This window comes from Legionella sp. 39-23 (assembly GCF_001897665.1).
GTDB classification, from domain to species: domain Bacteria; phylum Pseudomonadota; class Gammaproteobacteria; order Legionellales; family Legionellaceae; genus Legionella; species Legionella steelei.
In genome coordinates, this window is record NZ_MKTO01000035.1 from 50,020 (window position 1) to 69,920 (window position 19,901).

The window sequence follows — 19,901 nt, forward strand, 5'->3', positions numbered from 1 at the left end:
TCTACTCATCATGAAATTTTTCCTCCAAATGCGTCATCAGTTCATCCACGCGGTTTGCAAGTTGTGCAGGCTCTGCCTCACCAAACAACACGGCATACGCTTGATTGGTAGGACGATTCACGAGATACAGGGCTGGCACTACGGGCTTGTATTCACCAGACACATATAGGGTTTGAAACAGTTCGGGTGTTAAATTGGCTGAATCAAATCCATCCAAAGACTCTCCATCCAAACTGTAAGCCTCTACAGGGATATGAAAACTGGATGCAAAATCACGAAGTATGGGCGCAAATTGATGACAATGAGGGCATGTGGAGCGGTATATAAAAATAAAGTAATGTTGTTCCGAAAGCGCATTGATTCTTTTGTTCTTGGTACGCGCCATTTCCTGTTGCTCTTGTTTTTTATTTAAGAGCTGGGTTAATTCATTCAGTGCTACATTCGCAAACGCCTCTGTGCTGAGAAGGAATAGCACGATTAAAAAGAACCTTTTTTTCATTCATTCACTCCTTCATAACTAAACCGTTTAAACTGCGTCATCACATCAAAAATGCGCTCTCTCAACTCTTCTAAAGATAAAAACCCATAAGACACTGGCGACATCTTGTTACTCTTTAAATCCACAAAATAAAGAGCGGGCATGTACTTCGCCTCAAGTGCTACTTGTTTTTGAACCATTTCCAGAGGAATTGATTTAGGATTAGGAAGTCCATCAATGAGTTGGCCATCCGTACTGACTGAAATCATGGAAAAACCATATTCTTTAATAAAGGGAAGCAAATGCATGACCATTTTTTGTGAAATGGAGCTCGTGCCACGATAAAATAAGATAAAGCCGAAACGCGCACTGCTTTCATGAATGACTTTGTTGATTAATACTTTTTGTGCATCATTGCGTACTGCAATCGCTGAGTTATCGGTTGGAAAATTAAGCGTGCTATCCAATTCAGGATGGACTAATAAGACTTGTTGCCAATAGCGTACAAATTGCTGGTTATTTTTTGAATAATCCATCTGCGCCTTCATGTATTCATGTGTTGAATCAAATGAAGGAGAGAGCAACGCCTCGGCCAACTTATTCAGTGTGGCCTGACGTTTATCCATTAAGCGCTCATAAGGGGATTTCGCAACGGTTGCAGGTCGTGGCTGCACTATTTTTTTAATCGGTTTGGGCGCCTCTTCAACGCTATACCAATGAAATCCTTTTGCATGCTCCTGCACAATGTCTGCATGAAGCGATGCCACGAACAGTCCCCATACTATCAGCATCAACAGGCGGCTCATAATTCACCTGCCTTTTTTTGCATTCGCAGAGCTACTTCATCAATGGATTTTTTAGGATCTTGAGATTTGATCTTTAGATCGCCTGCAATCCCTGCCGCTTTATTGGGTGTCCCATGACCAAAAGGATAGATGGGCTCAACAAAATCAACCCGACCCAAATCCATCTTCTGCAGTTCCGCAACACTCATTCCTGAACAGGTTGGATGCTCTGCATCACCCAAACCATGACCATTAATTTGTATAAGGCGAGCCTCCTGGATAATTCGCGCCATTTTGCTTGGAAAGACGCAGTAAGAGCGTTTGTGTTCTAAACAAACCCCAGCCACTTTTTCACTACAAAACTCACCTAGATAATGCGCAACATAATTTAACTTAGCTTTTCCTAGCGCTTTGTCTTCCTCACGACAATGAACTAAGTCAATGTCTTTTCCCCATCCTTTATCATGACAGCAATCAATAATATCTAAGGGCCATATTTTGCATTGCACTGCCTGTCCGCCAAAAAGAGATGCATTGGACTGTTGACTTAATTCATGCCCCGCTTCCCCCACAACCGCTAAAGAAGAAACGCTTTGCCCAAAATCACTGTTTTGGGTTTGGGAATGCTCTGTACAGTCACCATCGGCACAAAATAAGTCTTTAATGCATTCGATAGGTGCTTCACACACATTTTCCTGACAGCTGTACGTTTGCTTATACAGGGCACAAGCCTGCTTATCAAAACGAGCACACTCAGAGCCTGTTTGAAAACACCCTTTGTTTTTCTGTACGATGCATTCATCAGCGGCGCTACTGGAACAGGAGTACGTCAGTTCGTTTGCCCAACAAGCGCGTGATACAGGAAGGCCATCAATTACTTTAGGTGATTGAGTATCCGTGCATTGTTCTTTTTTTACTCGACACAGCGAGCCCTTATTTTCAAAGCTCGTGCAATTACTGTCCCAATACTCTTGGCTAATATAGGGTTTGGAGTGTGCTGTGACCGTCAAAGCAACTTGAATGGGATAGATTCGGCCCCATCCTTTATTAATATAAAAGGTCAACAACCCATTATTAGCGCACGTTGGGGTGCCAATCACCTGAACCCAATAAGCATTCGCACCATTATTTCGTATCGAATGAATAGTGGCACTCATTCCATCACAAGGATGCTTCATCCGAATGGGATAAGGAACCGAGCCCGCCACGGCATTAGTGATTGCTCCAGTCACCAAATTCACACTAATCACTCCGGTCCATTTTTTAGCGACCGAAAACGAAAAATCAGCGCGTTGCACCACTTTTTCAGAATCCACCAGCACCTTAAGGTGCTTGGTGCACGTTTGATCGGGTAATAAACGAGAGCTAAAGCATTGTTCTTCATGCGTCTTCATCGTGCAGACAGGCTTTTGATTTGAGCATTGAACGCGATCATTGGAAAGACCGTGCGTAATCGCATAACTTTCATCCTGAATCAATTGGGATTGAGCCAATACGGAATTGGCAAGATTGAGTTCAAATTGGTTTGTTCCAAAATGATCAATGACTGTTTGGGCACCAGGATCATTTTTAATCGCCGCTTGAGCTTGACTGGATAAATCCGTTTGTTCCTTTTGAACCCCTTGATAATACCCTTCTTGTTCAGGGTGCTCTGTGTACTGTTCAAAAAGAGCATGGGGATCAAACCCGTGCATGGCATCTTTAGGTTGGGCGTTTAACGATTTGGCGTAATTATTAAAGGTTTTAAAATCCGTTCCTGTTTGATTCGCAAAACATCCCATAGAGAGTAATGTCATAAACACAACCCACTTAGACATGAGCGTTCTCCAAAAGCGCCTGCGCCACCTCGTTTGCACTGTCACCTTTCTGTGCAATGAGTTGTAAACTGTTTTTTATAGATGCATTGCCATACACCACATCATAAGTCTGTTCGGGACAAAGTAATTGCTGTCCACAGGAGCTCGGCCTTTTGCTCACAACAAGTGCAGGCACCGCAGTGATATGAAACTGTTCAAACCATAGAGGATCAATCGATACCCCATTAAACGCCCATTTGGACTCCTTGGCCTTAGCATGAAGCTTGGAAAACGCTGTTATGGTTTTTTTAAAATCCCCCTCAATCAGACCATTAATCACAACTGGAATTTTATAAGAAGCCGCCTCATTGCTCAGTGAAAACAACAAGGGCTCTGGCATGGAAAAAGAAACAAATAATACGGCTCCATCAACCGTTTGGCCTTTTTGAGCAACGGGCACTTCTTGACGTGAACGTTCAATAATCTGATCAATCAAGGTCTTATTTTGGGCACTTGATTGATTGGATGTCGCATTCCAATGAGCCAACGTGACCTGGCTTACTGAATCCTGCGCAGCCTTCCCCATTGTCGATGCCGCATTAATAAAATCATTCACATTGGCATGGCTTGCCGTGACTAAAAACAGGCTACTTAAAAAAATTCCAAATGCATTCATGATTCATCCCCATCATTTAAAGAAAACAACAGTTTCTTTTCTTCCAAATCAAAAACCCAAAATTGTCTCCATCACCTGGATAGGTGTGCCCTGCTTCCCACCCAATCACCGATTGCCCAAACGGATGGCATTGACGCGCTTCAGGCAAAGTATTCACCAACTGATAACGATAACGGTCTTTGGGCATAATGCTCGATGCATAGGTATGACATACAGCAGGCCAATCTTGGCCTATTGAATCGCGAATCGCAGGTGTCGGTGGTCGATGCAATTTAAAGTCAACGCGTTCTGCAAGTAAGGCTGCGGTACTTATAGGACTTGCTTGATGCGCAACAAACCCCGTTAATGGATACGTAGAGCCTTGGGCACCTTGACACCAAAAAAGACTGTTCACGGCAGTGCCTGCAAGTGCTTTGGTCGCATCAAAGGCACAAGAAGCTCTTGCAGGCGGGGAGGTAAATAAAACGGCTTCAGGATTTAGAACAAAGGCCAGTTCTGAATCATTCCAAGTGGGGTCTAACTCCGACGGATATAAGATGTCAAAATCTTCAGTTTCCATACACCCTAAGGACGTTAACACTTGCAACCAATAGACCAGAGGGTATTTGTACCAATGAACGTAATAAAACGCACCGCGTCCATCCGTCTCCGGCATTTGTGAGCCCCCGAACCCTTTTTTAGTGACATTCAGTTGCACTCCTAAATTGACCATGCACCATGGTTTAGGAGTTACATCAACCAAGGCCGCTGGTTCCCAATAACCAATAGTGACGCCTAAGCGTTCTCCAATGGGTGTAGGGCATAAACACAAAGGATTACCTGGATTTTTTGTATCAGGATAACTGCTTTTAACCACCTCACTACTGCCAATGGTGAGTGGAAACAAACAATTCCAGCAGACATCGGTAATTGGATTGACGAAGTGCCCTTTACACTGCGAGGCATAGATGCCGCTAAGCGGGCTCAGTAAAAAAAGCAGTGCTATTAGGGAAATGAATCGACGCATCATAGTAATCCACCAATAATTTGCAGACGATTGCGTCTTCTCATTGCAAAGCTTAAGAAAAAAACAACACCCAAAATAATTAATGAATGATTCAATGCTCTTAGCGATTCGGCATGCTGGATTAAGAGTGCTGGGAGCAAAATCCAGGTCATATGGACTAAAATTTCTATATAAAAAGTAACCTTATTCCAATCAAAGATTCGGTATTGATGGTTTGCTGTTCCCTCACAAAATGAAAGGCAGGAAGACAGGGATAAATAAATTCCAATCACAACACCCGCTACAGCTAAGTAAGCAGGCCATGAGTTTACGTTTAATTCATGAAGTAACTCATGAGGATGTTGAGAAAAAATGAAGGTGAGAATTAATCCAATAAACAGATGATAAATCCCATACACGCTAAGCGAACCAATGCCTTTGGTTATTTTAATCACTGTTTTTTTATTCATAGTACCTACTCCTATTTGTGTAGCTCGTGTTGCCCAATTTCTTGAATACGCCAAACCAATCCCTTCTGGCTGACTATTGAAGGCACATGCTTTAAGTGAAAATAACGACTCAAGCGCCCTTCCAAATCAAAATAAATCGAACCCAAAGCTTCAGAGGCTTCCTTAACATCCCCTCCGGTTAAAATAAATTTCACCTGATCAAAATGCTTATAATGCGCTTTGGCCCAGGCAAGTTGCTTCGGATCATCAGCATCGAAGAAAAACAGCGTTTTAGAAAAGGACACGCGTTCAAAAGGATTAAGGTGTGCCCCTTTCTTCGCAATCATCGCCCCATCATGGGTATAAAGCGTATGATTCACGACGATACTTGGATCTAATTCATGCGTTTTAGGAGTGTTCGTCGTAGGTAAATGAAGAGGTTTTGGTCTTCTCACGTGCTCCTCTACTCGCGCCACCATGTGTTGCTGATGCTGTTTCAGGGCGCCTGTTTGCTCTAAGCGATGCAGCTTCGCCATGATGACCTGGCGGATGTCCTGCTCAATAACAGGAAAAAGCTGGCCGTAATTGCCTAAGTTTTTGGCATATGCCGGAGCTCCGTTCATTAAGAGTGCTGCAATCAAACCCGCTACTTTCTTCATAATGCACCCAACTGTTCCAAGGTTGCTGCAATCACCTCATCCGTCACATCGAAGGGTCCACTGGAGATCACTGTTGCGGTGATTAAGGTCACATGATGAGAAGCCCCATACTGAGACAAGGTCTGAGGCAACAACGACGAATACTGCTTTAACACCCTCTTTTGTTCTTGTTCTGATAAGTTACTTTGGCTCAATAAAACTGCCGGCTGATTCAGTAAGCGCTGCATATCCACTACAGCAATCGGTGTGGTCTTGTGCATGCTCCATAACACCATGCCAGACAAAACCAAACCCGCTAGAATTAAGAGTTGGGCTTTATAATTACGCAGCATCGGCAAGACCTCCCTCTACCAACACACTTTTGGATAAACCATAATGTTTGTTGGCTACCAACATGGCTGCATGAATATACGAGCGCCCTTGTGCGATATAATCCATTACTGCCTGATAATCGCGACCATCGGAAGACAATAGGACCCGTGTAAACGGATCAACAAAAAGTCGATTAAACGAAGAAATACCGTCTGCACGAATCAGAACTTGTGAAAATCCAGCCTCCTTCGCTTTAGGAAATGAAGAAAGTAATTTAAATTCAAAATCAGAAAACGTGTTATGTTCTTGTTGGTGTTTGGCCAGCGAATCTGCATCTTGAAGAAAAATGAGTTTGATTGCAGAATTTTCCCAAGCAGCACGTGCTTCAGGAAAGGCGTAATAATCATCGATACCTTGCGTAATCGTCACAAAAGAAGCATTATGCCGCCGTCCTGTACGAAAACCTCGGTTAATGAAATTAACTGCAATTTGATCACCAGAGAATAAGGACCAGGCTTCATCAATGATGCACATTTTTTGACGGCTGCGATCAGAATTAAACATACGGCCTTGAAACTGAGACAAAATAGACAGTAATACAGGCGCACGAATGTGTTCATCGTCCTCAATTTCTTTTAAATCCACGACAATAATGCGTGCATCAGGCGCTAATTTAGATGGCGCATTAAAGACCGTCCCATGCTCTGAATGAGTACAATAAGGATCAAGATTTTTCGCCAGAATTTTTCCTGTAGGGTATTTTTCTCGGTCGTTCTGATGCAATTCCAGAAGCTTAGACTGCACATGATCAATTAAAGTGGTTTGTTGATGCTCAAAAAACGCCTGCAGTATTGCCTCTCGTAACGTTCCTCGGGAATCATCACTGGCCCCATCCTTAGAGCACGCTAATAATTGAAATAAAGAAAGAATATGCTGTATTTCTTTGCCAATGTTGGTGACATGGGTAAAGGGGTTCATTGCCAAATTGGAGTATTCCAGATAAACACCACCTAAGGCATGGCATAACTTCTTATAACTTCCCCCTACATCGACAATAAAGAGATCCCCTCCGTTAAACAGCACGTTGAGCATTAGCATTTGAATGAAAAAACTTTTACCTCCACCGGACGTGCCGGTCACAGAAATGTTGTAATTCGTGCCCAACTTACCCGAGAACGGATCGATACAGGAAAATTGGTTGCGTAGTGTCGGCAATAAAATGCCCCGCCCAGTCCCCGCCCAATCCGAAAGAATGGGCATGTATTGAGTCGCATTCCATGAGGAAATAGGCCACATCATCGTGGGTAGCTGAAATCCCTTTTGGAGATGATTCGTAAATAAAAAAGGGAGGGTTGCCAAAAAATAGGGGGATTGCATCCTACGGCTTAAAGCAAGCTTAATACCATTGTAGGCAAAGCATGTACGCGCCGCTTCTATATCGCGGGCATATTCGGAGCGTCTGGAAAATAGCACGACGTTATACAGCATCTTACAAGAGCGGGTCTTTCCGGAAGCCAAATCATCACGAAAATGACGCCATTCACGCGCTTTTTTTTCGGTACCTGCAACATGCAGCGCATAATCGCCCTTCGCTTTTTTATCCAAATCACTGGTCTTGCGATTCGCACGCCCCTGCGCTTTGTTTTGCTCGTCAACCAGGTAGGTAACAGAAATAATGTGATTACAGGGAATGCTTTGCTCTGGGTGAAAAATATTGGCGCTGTTATTAATATTGTCCCAAAGATGGTATTCACCTGGCAAGCCATCAATGGTCATCACGGAAGCCACGGTTTCAAAAGCCACTCCTTGATTATTAACCCCACTAAAAAGCAGGCCTTCTTTGGCTACCTCTATATCAAAATCACGGCCAACCACCTGATGTTTAATTAATTGTGTCGGATCATAAGAAGAGGATTTTGGGTAAATATTATCGGGTTCATGAGCCAGATAAAAATGAAGTAAGCGTAATAACTCTTCAGCATTACAGGTTCTAAAACCAATTTTGGCTGATATGAGCGAGGCTTCAAAAGCAATACGAAATTGAGCAAAGTGGGCTTTAACGTCTTCCTCGTTTTTTCCATTGATTTTATCAACTACGACATAACATTCGGTTTGTGTAATCCTAGGATTGACATTGGTATTGGTTTTAAATCCATGAACTGCGGCCTCACCATAAAACGAACGAAGGCTTTTACCCATCACACTTAACTGCTCAAAATCGTGAGTCATGAACTGATTTGAAAAAGCATCCAGCTCAGGTCCCACTTGATTGTGTTTGACTAAGATGAGCTGTAAGCTAAATTCATCAGAAACCTTCGTTCTTAAAATCGAATCCAACTGCTCTGCAATTTTTTCATTCGCGCCGGTTAACGGTGTGATGCGATACAATAAGCCTGAGTTCCAGCGATTAATAAATAAGTGCGATTCCTCATCATAATAATGATAAGGAAGTTCCTTACAAAAAAGAGGGTATTGGTGATCGCCAACATTTAAGGCATTTTGGGAAGACGACTCCTCCTCCCCTTCAACCAAATAGTCATCGATTGAATCCCTAAAACCCTGGACGTATTTTTTTAGTGTTGCGAACATAGGTAATCCTAAAAAAGTTCCGTTTCATTTATTTTGAGTAGGTGCTGCAGCCTACACATTGCTCTTGTTGCACGTATTGCCCATCCGGTGTAAATCGCCGTGCATCCACCATACGATTCACCTGCTCCATGCTTTGGCACCCACCACGCTCGACAAAAGGACAGCGAACATCTTGATGATCAAAAATGGATCGTGAACACCCCGTAAGCGTCACTGCCGAACAACAACAGAGCAAAACAAGCCATGCTTTAACCATGTACGTCTCCTGTAGGATTAACGGTTGAAAAGAGGGGTTGATTGGGCATCCCATTCTGATTTAAAAATTGCTGTGCCGTTTGCGTATCGGATTGAAACGGGGATTGCGGCGTTGAAGGCTCTCCACTCCTACTCTCCCCTGCTTCACCACCTGCTCGGCTAATGGTTGTTGTAATCGCAGCTTCATTTTGAGCCGATTGATTATCAATGGATTTACCCGATTCAAAGGATTGGTGCGCCCTATCAATCCAAAAACCTTTAGTAAACATGATGGACACACGTCTTCCTGCACGCGCCACCACCAGAGGGTGATAAATATCGGCGATTTTCATAATGTAATCGGAGATTTTATTGGCCGGATTACTTACCGCTCCTCCTGCTGCTGATTGCATGAGGGTGGAGGCCTGACCATAAGTCGTAATGGTGCCCGCACCTGGATTAATGGTCTGAGCCGTATTGAGGTTTTTAAGCCCATCCCCAAAGCCTGCTAAAATCCCTGCAGCCGCACTGTATTCTAAAAGAGGTTTGGTTTTTAAAATGGACGTACCGCGTAAGTCTTGCATCGCATCCAAGTCATACACTGCCCCATACACCTTTTGCTCAAAACTTAAATTAGGTTTCGCACACGAGAGGGTTTCAAGGTGCATCACTACCGCATCATCAGACAAATCACCATACGTAGAGACAATAGCCAGACAGCCATTAAGGCGTGAATGACGGTTGTTGGGCATAATTCCATTAGAATCCAAGCGAATCAGTGCCGTTCCCATATTTTTAGCACCATTAATCCCAGCATCCCCTTTTGCCCCGCTGAGTAAAAATCCTTCAGCATGGGTTCCTGCCCATACGTAATTATCTGGTGTACGCTCTTCTTTTTGCTGACGGCGGTAATTAAAATGAACCGTTTCAAGGCCTGCTTTGCCATAATAAGCTTTTTCATCCAAAATCCGTTGTTTATGACGGGCCTCTATTTCTTCACGCGTAGGCGGTCTTGCGACCACCGCCGCTAAACTGGTTTGTGAATTTTTAAGAAGCGCCACCTGTAGTTTTCCGTTGATTTCTTTATTTTCAAGCGCAAGCTGCTCTAATTGTTTTTGCATGGCGCTTAATAAAGCTTGGTTTTCGGAAACCAGATCGTCTGATTTATTAGGTGTGCTCTTTTTATTTTTTTCTACCAAGGCTTTGAGTGCATCAATTTGGCGTTGTTGTTTTTCAAGTACGGCCTCATCACTTAATTTACTAAAGGCGCTGTCTAATACCCCATCAAACACAGGCTTTTTATTTGCAGGAAGCCTAGATTGTGGCTTTGACGAATAAAAATAGAATCCATAACACAGTCCACCAAGCAGTAGAAAAACCAAGCCATTACGAAGCTGCTCCATTTTGGCACTTTGATTAAGATTGGCTTTTTTACTTTTATTCATTAACTTTTTAAACGGTTTCATCATGACACGCTTCCTTATTACCCGATGTTGGATTGTTCACGGTAAATGCCATAAAAATAGGCGGTTTGACTGGGTTGCAACATTTTTTCGGACAACTCCATCGTTATCAGTTTGGAGTGTTCGAATAATGTTGGCGTTAATTCCATGGGTTTACTGGATTGATTTTCGATGCGATATACATAGCCCGAAGACTCTTTGCCTCGGTATTGTTTCACCAGGGTTACTTTTAACTGTTTATTTAGACGGAAAGTTGCGGGTTTAATCCCCACTTCTTGAAAACCAGAAGGTGTGGTTCCCTCCATAAGCGCTGTCATTAAATCACTTTGTTGGTATTGGCTCTGCTCTTGCACCTTAGCATAATCAAACCCTTTTAATTTTTTAGATACCAATTTAATGGTCTTACCTAAATCCTCAGTGGGAGATACAGTGGCTGAGAAATGATGATTCAGATTTGTTGTGAAATAGACGGTTAACGGAATATGCGCTAAGGGCTTTAAAACCACAGCACCATCTAAATCATTCTCAGATTCTTTGCTTTGCTCTACAATAAAGGAGTGCTCAGGGAAGCTGACTTTAACTATTCGTTCACCTTCTACATCAATGCGATTAAAGTTAAGCGAAGACAAAGACAGCGTAAATCGCTCTCCTTCTTCAAATTTAAGCGTGGCTGCCGTATTGCCTGCATGCAGTGAGGTAGCAAACACGCTACTTAACACGAGGATTTGAAGTGCGTTCATTGACGGATCTCCTTAATAGTCTTAGGCCACATCATCCCGTTAAAGTGCGCAAACTGGACTAAATACACTTTCTTTTGTGGTTTCACTTCAAGACCATGACTGGTTCGATTTAACGTTCCATCTACCTTGGCTTGCAGAGTGGATTCATCAATGTGAATGTTCTTTTCATAAAACACGGAACTAATATTTTTTTCTTTCACCACTAAAGACTCTGAGTCCAGAATGGTTTTGAATGCCTCTTGATGAGACGCAGGAATTAAATGGACTAATGAAGCAAATCGAGCTGCTACCGTGTCTGGATTGTAGGTTAATCGTAATTGAAGGACCTTTTTAGTCATGTCTTTAATATAAGAAGGTGAAAAGGAGGAGTTACTCAAGAAGTAACCATCCTCAGTACAGATGGGCAACCAATGAGTTTCTTTGTTATTAACAACATGAACACAAAGCCCACCCAAAATGAACACCGCAATGGTGGATGTGACTGCCCAAGCCAATGTCAGATGAAGCAATACTTTATTTTTTGAAAGCACATTGTCACGAAATACACGATTCATAAACTCACCCCACGTAGATTCGATGCGCGGAATTAGGGAATGACCTAAAAATAAGCGTCGTCATGGCATGCGGTAAGGACCAATAAATAATGCCTAATAAAACCCGTAAAGGCAGCCCACCAAACTGAACATGCATGATTAAACTTAAAACGGCCCCAATCACAAAAAGCTGCGGTGCATAACCAATTAGTAATCCAATACCCGTGAGCAAATACACGGGTAATCCAGTGGTCAAAGGAATCCCTGCTATGCGTGGTTCCTCTGACAACATAAATGTGGAATAGTTATGCGACATAACTTAAACCCCAATGCGTGAAGATCATGAGTAAAGGCAATCCCACAAACACCCAAGGACTTTTGGTTTTCATCCAGGTAACGCCCGCCACCAGCGTTTCTCCTGCATACAAATACCCAGGCAAATCCGAATTCTTACCGAAGGTTGCACTGACGTCGCTTTTGACCCCACTCAAATAATTTTGACCTTCTGCATGACCTATATTGGTAAGGCATAAAACAATAAGCCAACTTAATACCAGCAAGGGCAGAGACCACCTCATAAATTCATAGAGCTTGATACTGCTCTTTCTGATTACTGCACTTACATTCATAATGCTCTCCTTTAGTTTGATGAACGCTGATTGAGTGAATCTAATTCGTGAATTAAATGATTGATTTTTTGTGTAAAAGGTCGTGTCATTGATGAGAAATAAGGACAATCGTTATAATTAGATGCAACGCGTGCTAATGTTCTATTCGCAAAATCGAGATTATCCCGTGCAAGTTCCATGCGTTCGCCTCGAATTAAGGAGGCAGACTGCTCCACCATGCTTCCTGAATAACCTACATCGATTGTGCAATACTCTTTGAGGTTGGCTTTTGCCAATTGGCTCAAACTAGCTCCCAAAAATTGGCACTCTGAAGCCAACTCCTCTTTATCCAGAGAGGCCGAAAACACGGCTCCCGATAAAAGCAAGGTGCTTAGGAATACTGATGATTTTTTAAGCTTCATTTGTTTCATTTTTAATAAATCTCCTTTTTTTGGGTAAAGAAATCCCCTGAGACTAAATTAATGCTCATTTTTTATTCTTTCCTACTTAATGAATAATATTTTTTTGTAGCTTTAAAAGGATTGCTTATCCATCCATAGCAACTCCTTTATTGGGCGTATTCTTGCGTAATAATTGATTGTTTTTTTGCATTTCCATTAGAAGGCGTGACAGAATTTGGTTTGTAGAATTAATCTCATTGAATAGCATTACAAACTCCGCTGTTTTTGCTATATCAGGAAGCTCTGTGTTCATTGAAAGCAAAAGAGCATAAAGACCGCCACCTTTAAGAATCTTGTTAAAAGTGTCGACTCCTCTCTGAGCAGTCATTTTATTATAAGTTAAGGAGAAGAGATGAGTCTTCCGATTGTTTTCCAGCGTTGATTCAGTCTCAGCAAAAGCAGCCCCATTCATGACTATTAGCACTGTGGATAGCATGAGTGTTTTTATTATATTCATTAGTGATCCCTTTTATATCCTGGTTATAAACCAAACCAACAACTTTAATTCGATGCTTTTTCGATTCTGTGTATAAGTATTAGCATGCTGTGTTCCTTTTATTAGTTAATGAATTGAATGCTCTTTTTTTTGTGAATCAATCTCGAATCGAAGCGCTTCACATGCCAATCGTGCCTCCATCGCAATGTGCCATAAATCGCATTCATGAATTTCCTGGTAGGCCAGAGCCAAAGACTCAGAGCAGGCGTTTAAAAGACAGTACAGCTCTTCCTTTGTAAACAGTTTTAAACATGGAATTTGTTTCATCATGCAACCCCCAATAACTGGCGTATTTTTGCAAGATGTGTTGTTGCAATGTCTTTTGATTGGGGCTTTGCGAGCAACACCTGCTCTTTAATTTCCGGGATCTGGTGACCTTGTCTCATTAAATGACATACCTGTTCATATGCCTCCTTAAATACCGAAAAAGAATGACCTTCATTATCAATTTCCAAAAATTTAACCCCTAATCGTTTAGCAGTAAATTTAACAATTGCGTGACTCCAGTTTGGGTTCGCTGAATAGGCGCTGTTTAAAACCTCTCTATGCGCCTGAGCAGCAGAAGGCAGGCGCAAATCACTGTAGAAACCAAGGCACAAAGCACGAAACTGAAGGCAGTTGGGTGGAAATTCACAAAACTTATCACTTTTACTCATGGTCATTAATCGCTCCACACCACTGTCTAATGCTTTTGGAGTTAAATCTTTAAGTGCAGCGAACCAAACACCCGTATCCTTTTCCCCATGCTTACTAATAAAAAGCTGTCCGTAGATTGCAGTCAGTCTCATCCAGAGCCTGGACAAGTGTTCCTTCGATAAATGCACCGGAGTTGAGTTCATCGCCGGAGTTGCCCCAGAGTGATTCGATTGAAATGCCATGCTGCTCGCTGACTCTCTGGAGTGGTGTTTGGTGAAGAGTGCTTTGATTGGTACCACGCTCATTGTAATGACTCCTTAATTGTCCTTGTGCCTTTTGTTGTTTGTTTTGAGTATATTGGGCATCCCTTTCCAGCCAGTTAATGAATACTGGATTAAAATCCGCCCATTGAGTGTTTTGCTTCTTGTTGTGTTTGATGAAAGCCTGAATTTCGTGAAAATCGGTGACTTTAGTTAGCCCCATGGAAAATGCTATTTCGATGGTTTTTGCGTTTGGGTAAAAGTTGTCATCAATTTGTTTTTTTCTGCGACAAAAATCATTATTCGCAATGTCAGTTTGTTTGTTTGAGTTAGTTATATTAAATATATTAATATTCTTTGCAGAGTTCTTTAGTGTGTTAGCTTCTCTGTTAACTTCTACGTTAGATTTTGCCTCTAAATCTCCTTCTCTATCAGAATCTATAAGGGATTTAGGTGAATTAAGATCTGTGTTAAATTCTTTCCTTCTAATCAATTGATCATAGATCTTAGGAACCTCTGGGAATATAAATTTTAAATTTTGCCCTTCAGTTATAACTTGAAAGTATTCACCACACTCATGTTCTATAGACTTTATGAAATTTCTGATGGTTTGCTTAGATGGAACACCACTGTTGATTCGACCTGGAGCGGTTTTAATCTCTAAGGATCTTGATAGATCACGATAACTAATGTCAGATACAATTCCTGTAAAAGGATTTGCAAGATTTAATAGCTCATAAATAATTAATCTAGGACCATAGGGCAATAATTGAAACTTTTTTTCTATTTGTTTCCTAGCATTAATGTATAACTCAACATCAAACTTCATCAACAAATCCTTTTATTTATCTAATTTATTTAGATAAGACTATCACTCAATGGTAAAAATTACAATAATTTTTTTACCAATAAGGTAAATTTATAATGATTTGTTACACCTTATATGCTATGACGCATTGTATTTTGATGTTTTTTATACTATTTTTTTGGTAAATTCTTACGAAGATTTATTAACCATTTTGGTATATCATAGAATAAACATGCACCTGACTGAATTATTTAAATATGAGCAATCCTGTAATAGACAATGTTTCATCCCCCGAGTCTCGGGGCAAGAGAATAAGATTCATACGCGAGCATCTCCTGTCTTTTACACGAGAAGATTTTTGTCGCGATTCTAATTTTACTGCTCAATCATTAAAGGGATGGGAATTGGCCTGGGGAGGAGGTTTATCCCAGCAGGGAGCTGTAAAAATCGTTAAACGAGCTAAAGAGTTAAATATTTATTGCACAGAATCATGGTTAATGCATGGCATTGGTAAAAATGCCACAATAATCACAAAAGATCTAGATATCCAAGAGGCTGACGAAAGCCACATAGCTAAAGAATTACTCCTATTCAGAGAACTACAACACTCTATTGACACCGTTATAAAAGATGATGGCATGATCCCTTTCTTATACCCTGGGAATTATGTTGGCGGTATAATAGTCAACAATATTGAGAGTGCCATTGGCAAAGATTGTATTATTATTGCGGACAATGATGAAGTATTTGTCAGGATCTTAAGACATGGACAAGAACCAGCTCGCTATGACTTAGTTTGTTTAAATGAAAAAACTACATTAGTGAAAAAAGAAATAAAAAATACCGCCATTAAATTTGCTGCCCCAATTGTATGGATCCGCAGAATATTTCGAGAAAATAATTACTAATGAAAGCTTACAAAAAAGATATTTTGCCACATCAAGAATTTTATATAGTCAGATTTACTAAAAGCTCCAATCTACCTTATGCTCTTTTCATTCATGGTGGCCCAGGTCTCAATTGTGGAACCATAGAGTATCTTATTGATCATCATAATTTATTTAATTCTCTGCAGTGCAATATTATTCTATATGATCAACGAAATTGCGGTAAATCTAATAAAATTAAAAAGCTAGTATTACAGCAAGATAATATAAATGATTTGCAAAAAATAATTCTATACCTTGATGACCATTTTAATCTTAACATCAATGCTTTGATTGGACATAGCTATGGTGCAAAACTTCTTTTTGATTACTACAAAAGTTATGAGTCTACCATCCCTGGTGTTTTTGTTTCTACCGCTCAATCAATACTAACACCTCGTTTGAATAATTTAATGCTAGACCTATCCTATCTGAAAAAAAGTAATTTAGAGCTATATAACAAAATATTAAATGAAATTAATAATCTTGACCTTAATAAAATCTGGGAACTATCAGAACAATTAACTCCAGTTTTCCAAGAAAATATAGAGAGACCTTATTTATATTGGGCCAATTTAGAATATTATGATTTGGTCCAAAATGTCCAAAAAAACATCAACTTACCATTAGATATGAACACATTTATCAGTGTAAGAAAAGATCTTTATTCAAAAGAAGCGAATTTTTCTGTTAATATTAATGAGCTTAAAATCCGTAAATTATGGATAAATGGTTTTCACGATTTTGTCATGAACGGACACCAAATAGCATTGGCGAACAATCATGAAATTATAACTTTCAATAAATCTTCTCACTACCCACATCTAGAAGAGAATGATCGTTTTAGTGAGCTTTTAAATGAATTTATTAAATAGCTCTAAGGCAATCATCTTATTGTTTTCTATATTAATATCCACTGTTGTTCACGCACAATCTAAAATTAAAATATGTTTAACCGGTAGGATTGTTGAAAATTTAAAATCATATGGTCAGTCTTTTTTAAATGCAGCATATCTTGCCAAAGAAGAAAATGATCCCTCTAACAAAGTTGTGATTAAGAGCTATTTTTATAATAACAGACCATTAGAGCCAATGCATATTTATAATCAAATGGTAAATGACTCTTGCTCTGCAATTATTGGGTTTGAATATCTATCAGACTTGTTATTAGCTGTAAAAGAACAGAAAAATGACACCATACCTATTTTTACTTCCTACGCTAGCACCACCAACTCTGATCAACTACCTAAGAATATTTTCATCTTTATGCCAAGCTATAATTACCAAGCTGACAAAATGATGAGCTACTTACATGAGCGCTATAAAAATATAAACAACGTGTTGCTTATAACGGAAATTAACCGTGATGAGATGCTAAAGTATAAGGAAGTGTATTCCAGCATTCTAAAAAATGAACACGTACAATATTCTACATTCGATTTTCTAGAAAATGACAGCGATATAGAGGGAAAATTGAGATTTTTTTTGAATGAACGAAAATATCAATATGTTTTTTTATTGTCAGGTGCAATAGCATCAGCAAAAATTGCCAATATTATGAATAACCATAGCACTGTTTTTATTGGCACAGAAAACTTTGGTTCTTCAGTTAGTCAAACATTTTTTATGCGACTAAATGATAAAGTAATTCACTCTCATTTTATCCGCAATTTGGATTTTATACAGCCCTATGATGCTTTAACTAAATTTGAAAATATTTATATTCAAAAATTCCATGAAAAACCCACTGTATTGGCAGCATACACTTATGATTCGATGAAGATTATTTTGAAAGCATTGAATAGAACCGGTATCGTCAATACAAACAGCATATTAAGTACTGATTATATTGGCATTACCGGGGCTTATTTACATAATGGTCAATTTCATCGATCGACCAATTACGTTATTTTATCAGTTAATAGCAATGGATATGCTTATGAAAAATAAAAGCTCTTCAATCAAAGCAATTTTTATCAAGAAAATGGCCTATTCTGCTCTAATCCAATTTATTATTTTTGGATTTATACTCATGCTTGCAAAAGATTATTTTCATAATCAGATGAGTGTTTTTTCCAGAAATTTAATTATTAATGACTCATTTACCACTGATGAAATTGGTAGGTATCTGCTGCTTAATAATAAGGATGCTCTCGATTTAGTACTATACAATTTAGGTAATGAACGCAAACTAGACTCAATAACATTTGTTCCTTTAAAAAATAAAATAGAAGATGTAGGTACTTGCGAAGAAAACAGCAAAAGCAATTACCTTCTATGCAAAAAAGATAATGGGCAAATTTCTGGTATAACATTAATTAAAAATGATGAAAAGATATTGGGCTCGGTGGTTGCAAGTAAGCAATATAATTCTATCTATACTTTGCCAGTGTCCTATGGTCTTTTGTTAATTTTATTGATCGTACTTGGAATATTTCTTTTTAATTTCTTATTTCTATTCCTTTCTATGAGAAAAAAAATAGCAAACAATACCGAATACTTGCTTGATTTTATTTCATCACATCAAACTAATAATGCTGTTGATTTTGCAAAAGTTGAAATTAATGAATATAGACAAATTGCTAATAAATTTATTGATGAACATCGAGAAATAATCAATTTACAGAAAGAAAAAGCCTATTACGAGGTAAGAAAAAATATTGCTGAGCTTGTTGCTCACGATATCCGATCACCATTAGCGGCAATAAACACCGCAGTATCTGATGTAACATCGATTCCTGAAAATAAACGCATTATGATCAGAAATGCAGCTAAAAGAATCAATGATATTGCTAATAACCTACTCTTACAATCAAAAAATAATTTGCTTGACTGTAAAAGTAGCGAAATATATATGAATAATTCTCCAGAATTAATATTTGTAGTTTTAGATAATATCGTTGCAGAAAAAAGATATGAATATTACGCAACCAAAATCCAAATCAACTTACTTGGGTCTGACCACTCATATAATTGTTTTTCTAAGATACACCCTGATTCTTTTAAGCGCGTTCTATCCAATCTCATTAATAATGGTATTGAGGCAGTTAATTCTAATGGCTCTATTATTATCTCTCTAACATGCAATACTACGCATGTCGAAATTATTATTGAAGATAATGGCTGCGGCATTCCTCCCGATATCTTGCCAAAGGTTACAGAGCAAGGATTTAGCTTTAATAAGAAAACTGGTGCTGGTTTTGGTTTATCTTATGCTAAACAATATTTAGAGCAGATCAATGGTTCAATGTATATTCACTCTGAAGAAAAAGTTGGGACAAAAATTCATATCACTCTAATTCGGTCTAACCCCCCTAGTTGGTTCTGTGACTCAATGAATATTAGGTATGGTACTAATATTGTCGTATTAGATGACGATATATCCATCCATGACGCATGGAATGAACGGTTTTCAAATATTTCACACGTTAAAATGTTTCATTTTTATAACGCGATCGACTTAGGTCAGTATAAAGTTGATCCAGAAACTCCAATATTATATTTAGTGGATTATGAGTTGCTCGCTGATGTTAAAAATGGTTTAGATGTGATTGAAGAGCTTAATTTAAATGGTAAAGCTATTTTAGTTACAAGTTGCTTTGAAGATATTGCTATACGAAATCGATGTGAAAATATTGGCGTTAAAATCATACCAAAATCTTATGTACCTTATATTAAAATTATTGAGACTCCAGAGAAAGAACTTATAAATACGGTGGTTTTTATTGATGATGATGAAATGATGCGAATGACTTGGATCTTTGCGGCTGAAGAGGCTGGACAAAGTATTTCAACCTATTCGTCATTTGATGAGTTCGTAAATGAAATAAATAATTATTGTAAGAATACTCTTATTTATATTGATTCAGATCTAGGAAACAATGTTAGAGGCGAGGATTGCGCAAAACTCCTTTTTGATAAGGGGTTTATTGACGTTGACCTTTCCCCTAAATTAGTACCACCTCCATGATGAGATTCGCTATTTTATGCCACCCGCCTTGCATACT

At 39.3% G+C, this 19,901-nt stretch carries 24 protein-coding genes; 4 read left to right on the forward strand and 20 right to left on the reverse strand.

Going from position 1 to position 19,901, the window contains the following annotated elements; all coding sequences use genetic code 11:
- Window position 1: 1 nt before the first annotated feature.
- From trbB to BGO44_RS12455, 20 genes are all read right to left on the reverse strand, one after another.
- A complete protein-coding gene (gene trbB, locus BGO44_RS12360; protein WP_058478549.1) occupies window positions 2-499 on the reverse strand; it encodes a type-F conjugative transfer system pilin assembly thiol-disulfide isomerase TrbB in 498 nt (165 codons plus the stop codon).
- Window positions 496-1,284 (reverse strand): type-F conjugative transfer system pilin assembly protein TraF, encoded by a 789-nt coding sequence (traF, locus tag BGO44_RS12365; RefSeq protein WP_058478548.1) that lies wholly within the window; start codon window positions 1,282-1,284, stop codon window positions 496-498. The genes trbB and traF overlap by 4 nt, the downstream gene beginning before the upstream one ends.
- Window positions 1,281-3,080 carry a type-F conjugative transfer system mating-pair stabilization protein TraN gene (gene traN, locus BGO44_RS12370; protein WP_058478547.1) on the reverse strand — a complete coding sequence of 600 codons (1,800 nt, stop codon included), beginning with the start codon at window positions 3,078-3,080 and terminating at the stop codon, window positions 1,281-1,283. The genes traF and traN overlap by 4 nt, the downstream gene beginning before the upstream one ends.
- Window positions 3,073-3,735 carry a type-F conjugative transfer system pilin assembly protein TrbC gene (gene trbC / locus BGO44_RS12375; RefSeq protein ID WP_058478546.1) on the reverse strand — a complete coding sequence of 221 codons (663 nt, stop codon included), beginning with the start codon at window positions 3,733-3,735 and terminating at the stop codon, window positions 3,073-3,075. The genes traN and trbC overlap by 8 nt, the downstream gene beginning before the upstream one ends.
- 16 nt (window positions 3,736-3,751) lie before the next feature.
- Window positions 3,752-4,741: a conjugal transfer pilus assembly protein TraU gene (gene traU / locus BGO44_RS12380; protein WP_058478646.1), complete on the reverse strand. Its 990-nt coding sequence runs from the start codon at window positions 4,739-4,741 to the stop codon at window positions 3,752-3,754.
- On the reverse strand, window positions 4,741-5,190 hold the full coding sequence (locus BGO44_RS12385; RefSeq protein ID WP_058478545.1) for a hypothetical protein: 450 nt from the start codon (window positions 5,188-5,190) through the stop codon (window positions 4,741-4,743). The genes traU and BGO44_RS12385 overlap by 1 nt, the downstream gene beginning before the upstream one ends.
- An 11-nt stretch (window positions 5,191-5,201) precedes the next feature.
- On the reverse strand, window positions 5,202-5,828 hold the full coding sequence (gene traW / locus BGO44_RS12390; protein ID WP_058478544.1) for a type-F conjugative transfer system protein TraW: 627 nt from the start codon (window positions 5,826-5,828) through the stop codon (window positions 5,202-5,204).
- Window positions 5,825-6,160, reverse strand: a complete 336-nt coding sequence (gene trbI / locus BGO44_RS12395) for a type-F conjugative transfer system protein TrbI (protein ID WP_058478543.1) — start codon at window positions 6,158-6,160, stop codon at window positions 5,825-5,827. The genes traW and trbI overlap by 4 nt, the downstream gene beginning before the upstream one ends.
- Window positions 6,150-8,729, reverse strand: a complete 2,580-nt coding sequence (gene traC, locus BGO44_RS12400; protein WP_058478542.1) for a type IV secretion system protein TraC — start codon at window positions 8,727-8,729, stop codon at window positions 6,150-6,152. Before traC ends, trbI begins: the two co-directional genes overlap by 11 nt.
- Before the next feature lie 28 nt (window positions 8,730-8,757).
- Window positions 8,758-8,985: a hypothetical protein gene (locus BGO44_RS12405; protein ID WP_058478541.1), complete on the reverse strand. Its 228-nt coding sequence runs from the start codon at window positions 8,983-8,985 to the stop codon at window positions 8,758-8,760.
- Window positions 8,978-10,432 (reverse strand): TraB/TrbI/VirB10 family type IV secretion system protein, encoded by a 1,455-nt coding sequence (locus BGO44_RS12410; protein WP_058478540.1) that lies wholly within the window; start codon window positions 10,430-10,432, stop codon window positions 8,978-8,980. Before BGO44_RS12410 ends, BGO44_RS12405 begins: the two co-directional genes overlap by 8 nt.
- Before the next feature lie 14 nt (window positions 10,433-10,446).
- On the reverse strand, window positions 10,447-11,166 hold the full coding sequence (gene traK / locus BGO44_RS12415; RefSeq protein ID WP_058478539.1) for a type-F conjugative transfer system secretin TraK: 720 nt from the start codon (window positions 11,164-11,166) through the stop codon (window positions 10,447-10,449).
- Window positions 11,163-11,720, reverse strand: a complete 558-nt coding sequence (locus BGO44_RS12420) for a TraE/TraK family type IV conjugative transfer system protein (protein WP_058478538.1) — start codon at window positions 11,718-11,720, stop codon at window positions 11,163-11,165. The genes traK and BGO44_RS12420 overlap by 4 nt, the downstream gene beginning before the upstream one ends.
- Window positions 11,721-11,724: 4 nt before the next feature.
- Window positions 11,725-12,015 carry a type IV conjugative transfer system protein TraL gene (traL, locus tag BGO44_RS12425; protein ID WP_058460907.1) on the reverse strand — a complete coding sequence of 97 codons (291 nt, stop codon included), beginning with the start codon at window positions 12,013-12,015 and terminating at the stop codon, window positions 11,725-11,727.
- On the reverse strand, window positions 12,005-12,328 hold the full coding sequence (locus tag BGO44_RS12430) for a type IV conjugative transfer system pilin TraA (RefSeq protein WP_010655325.1): 324 nt from the start codon (window positions 12,326-12,328) through the stop codon (window positions 12,005-12,007). The genes traL and BGO44_RS12430 overlap by 11 nt, the downstream gene beginning before the upstream one ends.
- A gap of 11 nt (window positions 12,329-12,339) precedes the next feature.
- The gene (locus BGO44_RS12435; RefSeq protein WP_058478537.1) at window positions 12,340-12,738 is read right to left on the reverse strand and encodes a hypothetical protein; all 399 of its coding nucleotides are present in this window, start codon (window positions 12,736-12,738) and stop codon (window positions 12,340-12,342) included.
- Between the two features lie 115 nt (window positions 12,739-12,853).
- Window positions 12,854-13,225: a hypothetical protein gene (locus BGO44_RS12440; RefSeq protein WP_058478536.1), complete on the reverse strand. Its 372-nt coding sequence runs from the start codon at window positions 13,223-13,225 to the stop codon at window positions 12,854-12,856.
- Window positions 13,226-13,330: 105 nt separating this feature from the next.
- Complete coding sequence (locus tag BGO44_RS12445) at window positions 13,331-13,534, reverse strand: hypothetical protein (RefSeq protein WP_231296978.1); 204 nt, start codon at window positions 13,532-13,534, stop codon at window positions 13,331-13,333.
- On the reverse strand, window positions 13,531-14,052 hold the full coding sequence (locus tag BGO44_RS12450; RefSeq protein WP_058478535.1) for a hypothetical protein: 522 nt from the start codon (window positions 14,050-14,052) through the stop codon (window positions 13,531-13,533). The genes BGO44_RS12445 and BGO44_RS12450 overlap by 4 nt, the downstream gene beginning before the upstream one ends.
- A complete protein-coding gene (locus tag BGO44_RS12455) occupies window positions 14,015-14,989 on the reverse strand; it encodes a hypothetical protein (RefSeq protein ID WP_058478534.1) in 975 nt (324 codons plus the stop codon). Before BGO44_RS12455 ends, BGO44_RS12450 begins: the two co-directional genes overlap by 38 nt.
- Window positions 14,990-15,225: 236 nt before the next feature.
- On the opposite strand from BGO44_RS12455, the gene BGO44_RS12460 reads away from it, so the two are divergent.
- From BGO44_RS12460 to BGO44_RS12475, 4 genes are read left to right on the forward strand one after another with little or no spacing between them, the layout of a single operon-like run.
- Window positions 15,226-15,876: a helix-turn-helix domain-containing protein gene (locus BGO44_RS12460; RefSeq protein ID WP_010655319.1), complete on the forward strand. Its 651-nt coding sequence runs from the start codon at window positions 15,226-15,228 to the stop codon at window positions 15,874-15,876.
- Window positions 15,876-16,769, forward strand: a complete 894-nt coding sequence (locus BGO44_RS12465) for an alpha/beta fold hydrolase (protein ID WP_058478533.1) — start codon at window positions 15,876-15,878, stop codon at window positions 16,767-16,769. The genes BGO44_RS12460 and BGO44_RS12465 overlap by 1 nt, the downstream gene beginning before the upstream one ends.
- Window positions 16,753-17,844: an ABC transporter substrate-binding protein gene (locus BGO44_RS12470; protein ID WP_058478532.1), complete on the forward strand. Its 1,092-nt coding sequence runs from the start codon at window positions 16,753-16,755 to the stop codon at window positions 17,842-17,844. Before BGO44_RS12465 ends, BGO44_RS12470 begins: the two co-directional genes overlap by 17 nt.
- On the forward strand, window positions 17,834-19,864 hold the full coding sequence (locus BGO44_RS12475) for a sensor histidine kinase (RefSeq protein WP_273201086.1): 2,031 nt from the start codon (window positions 17,834-17,836) through the stop codon (window positions 19,862-19,864). The genes BGO44_RS12470 and BGO44_RS12475 overlap by 11 nt, the downstream gene beginning before the upstream one ends.
- The last annotated feature ends 37 nt before the right edge of the window (window positions 19,865-19,901 follow it).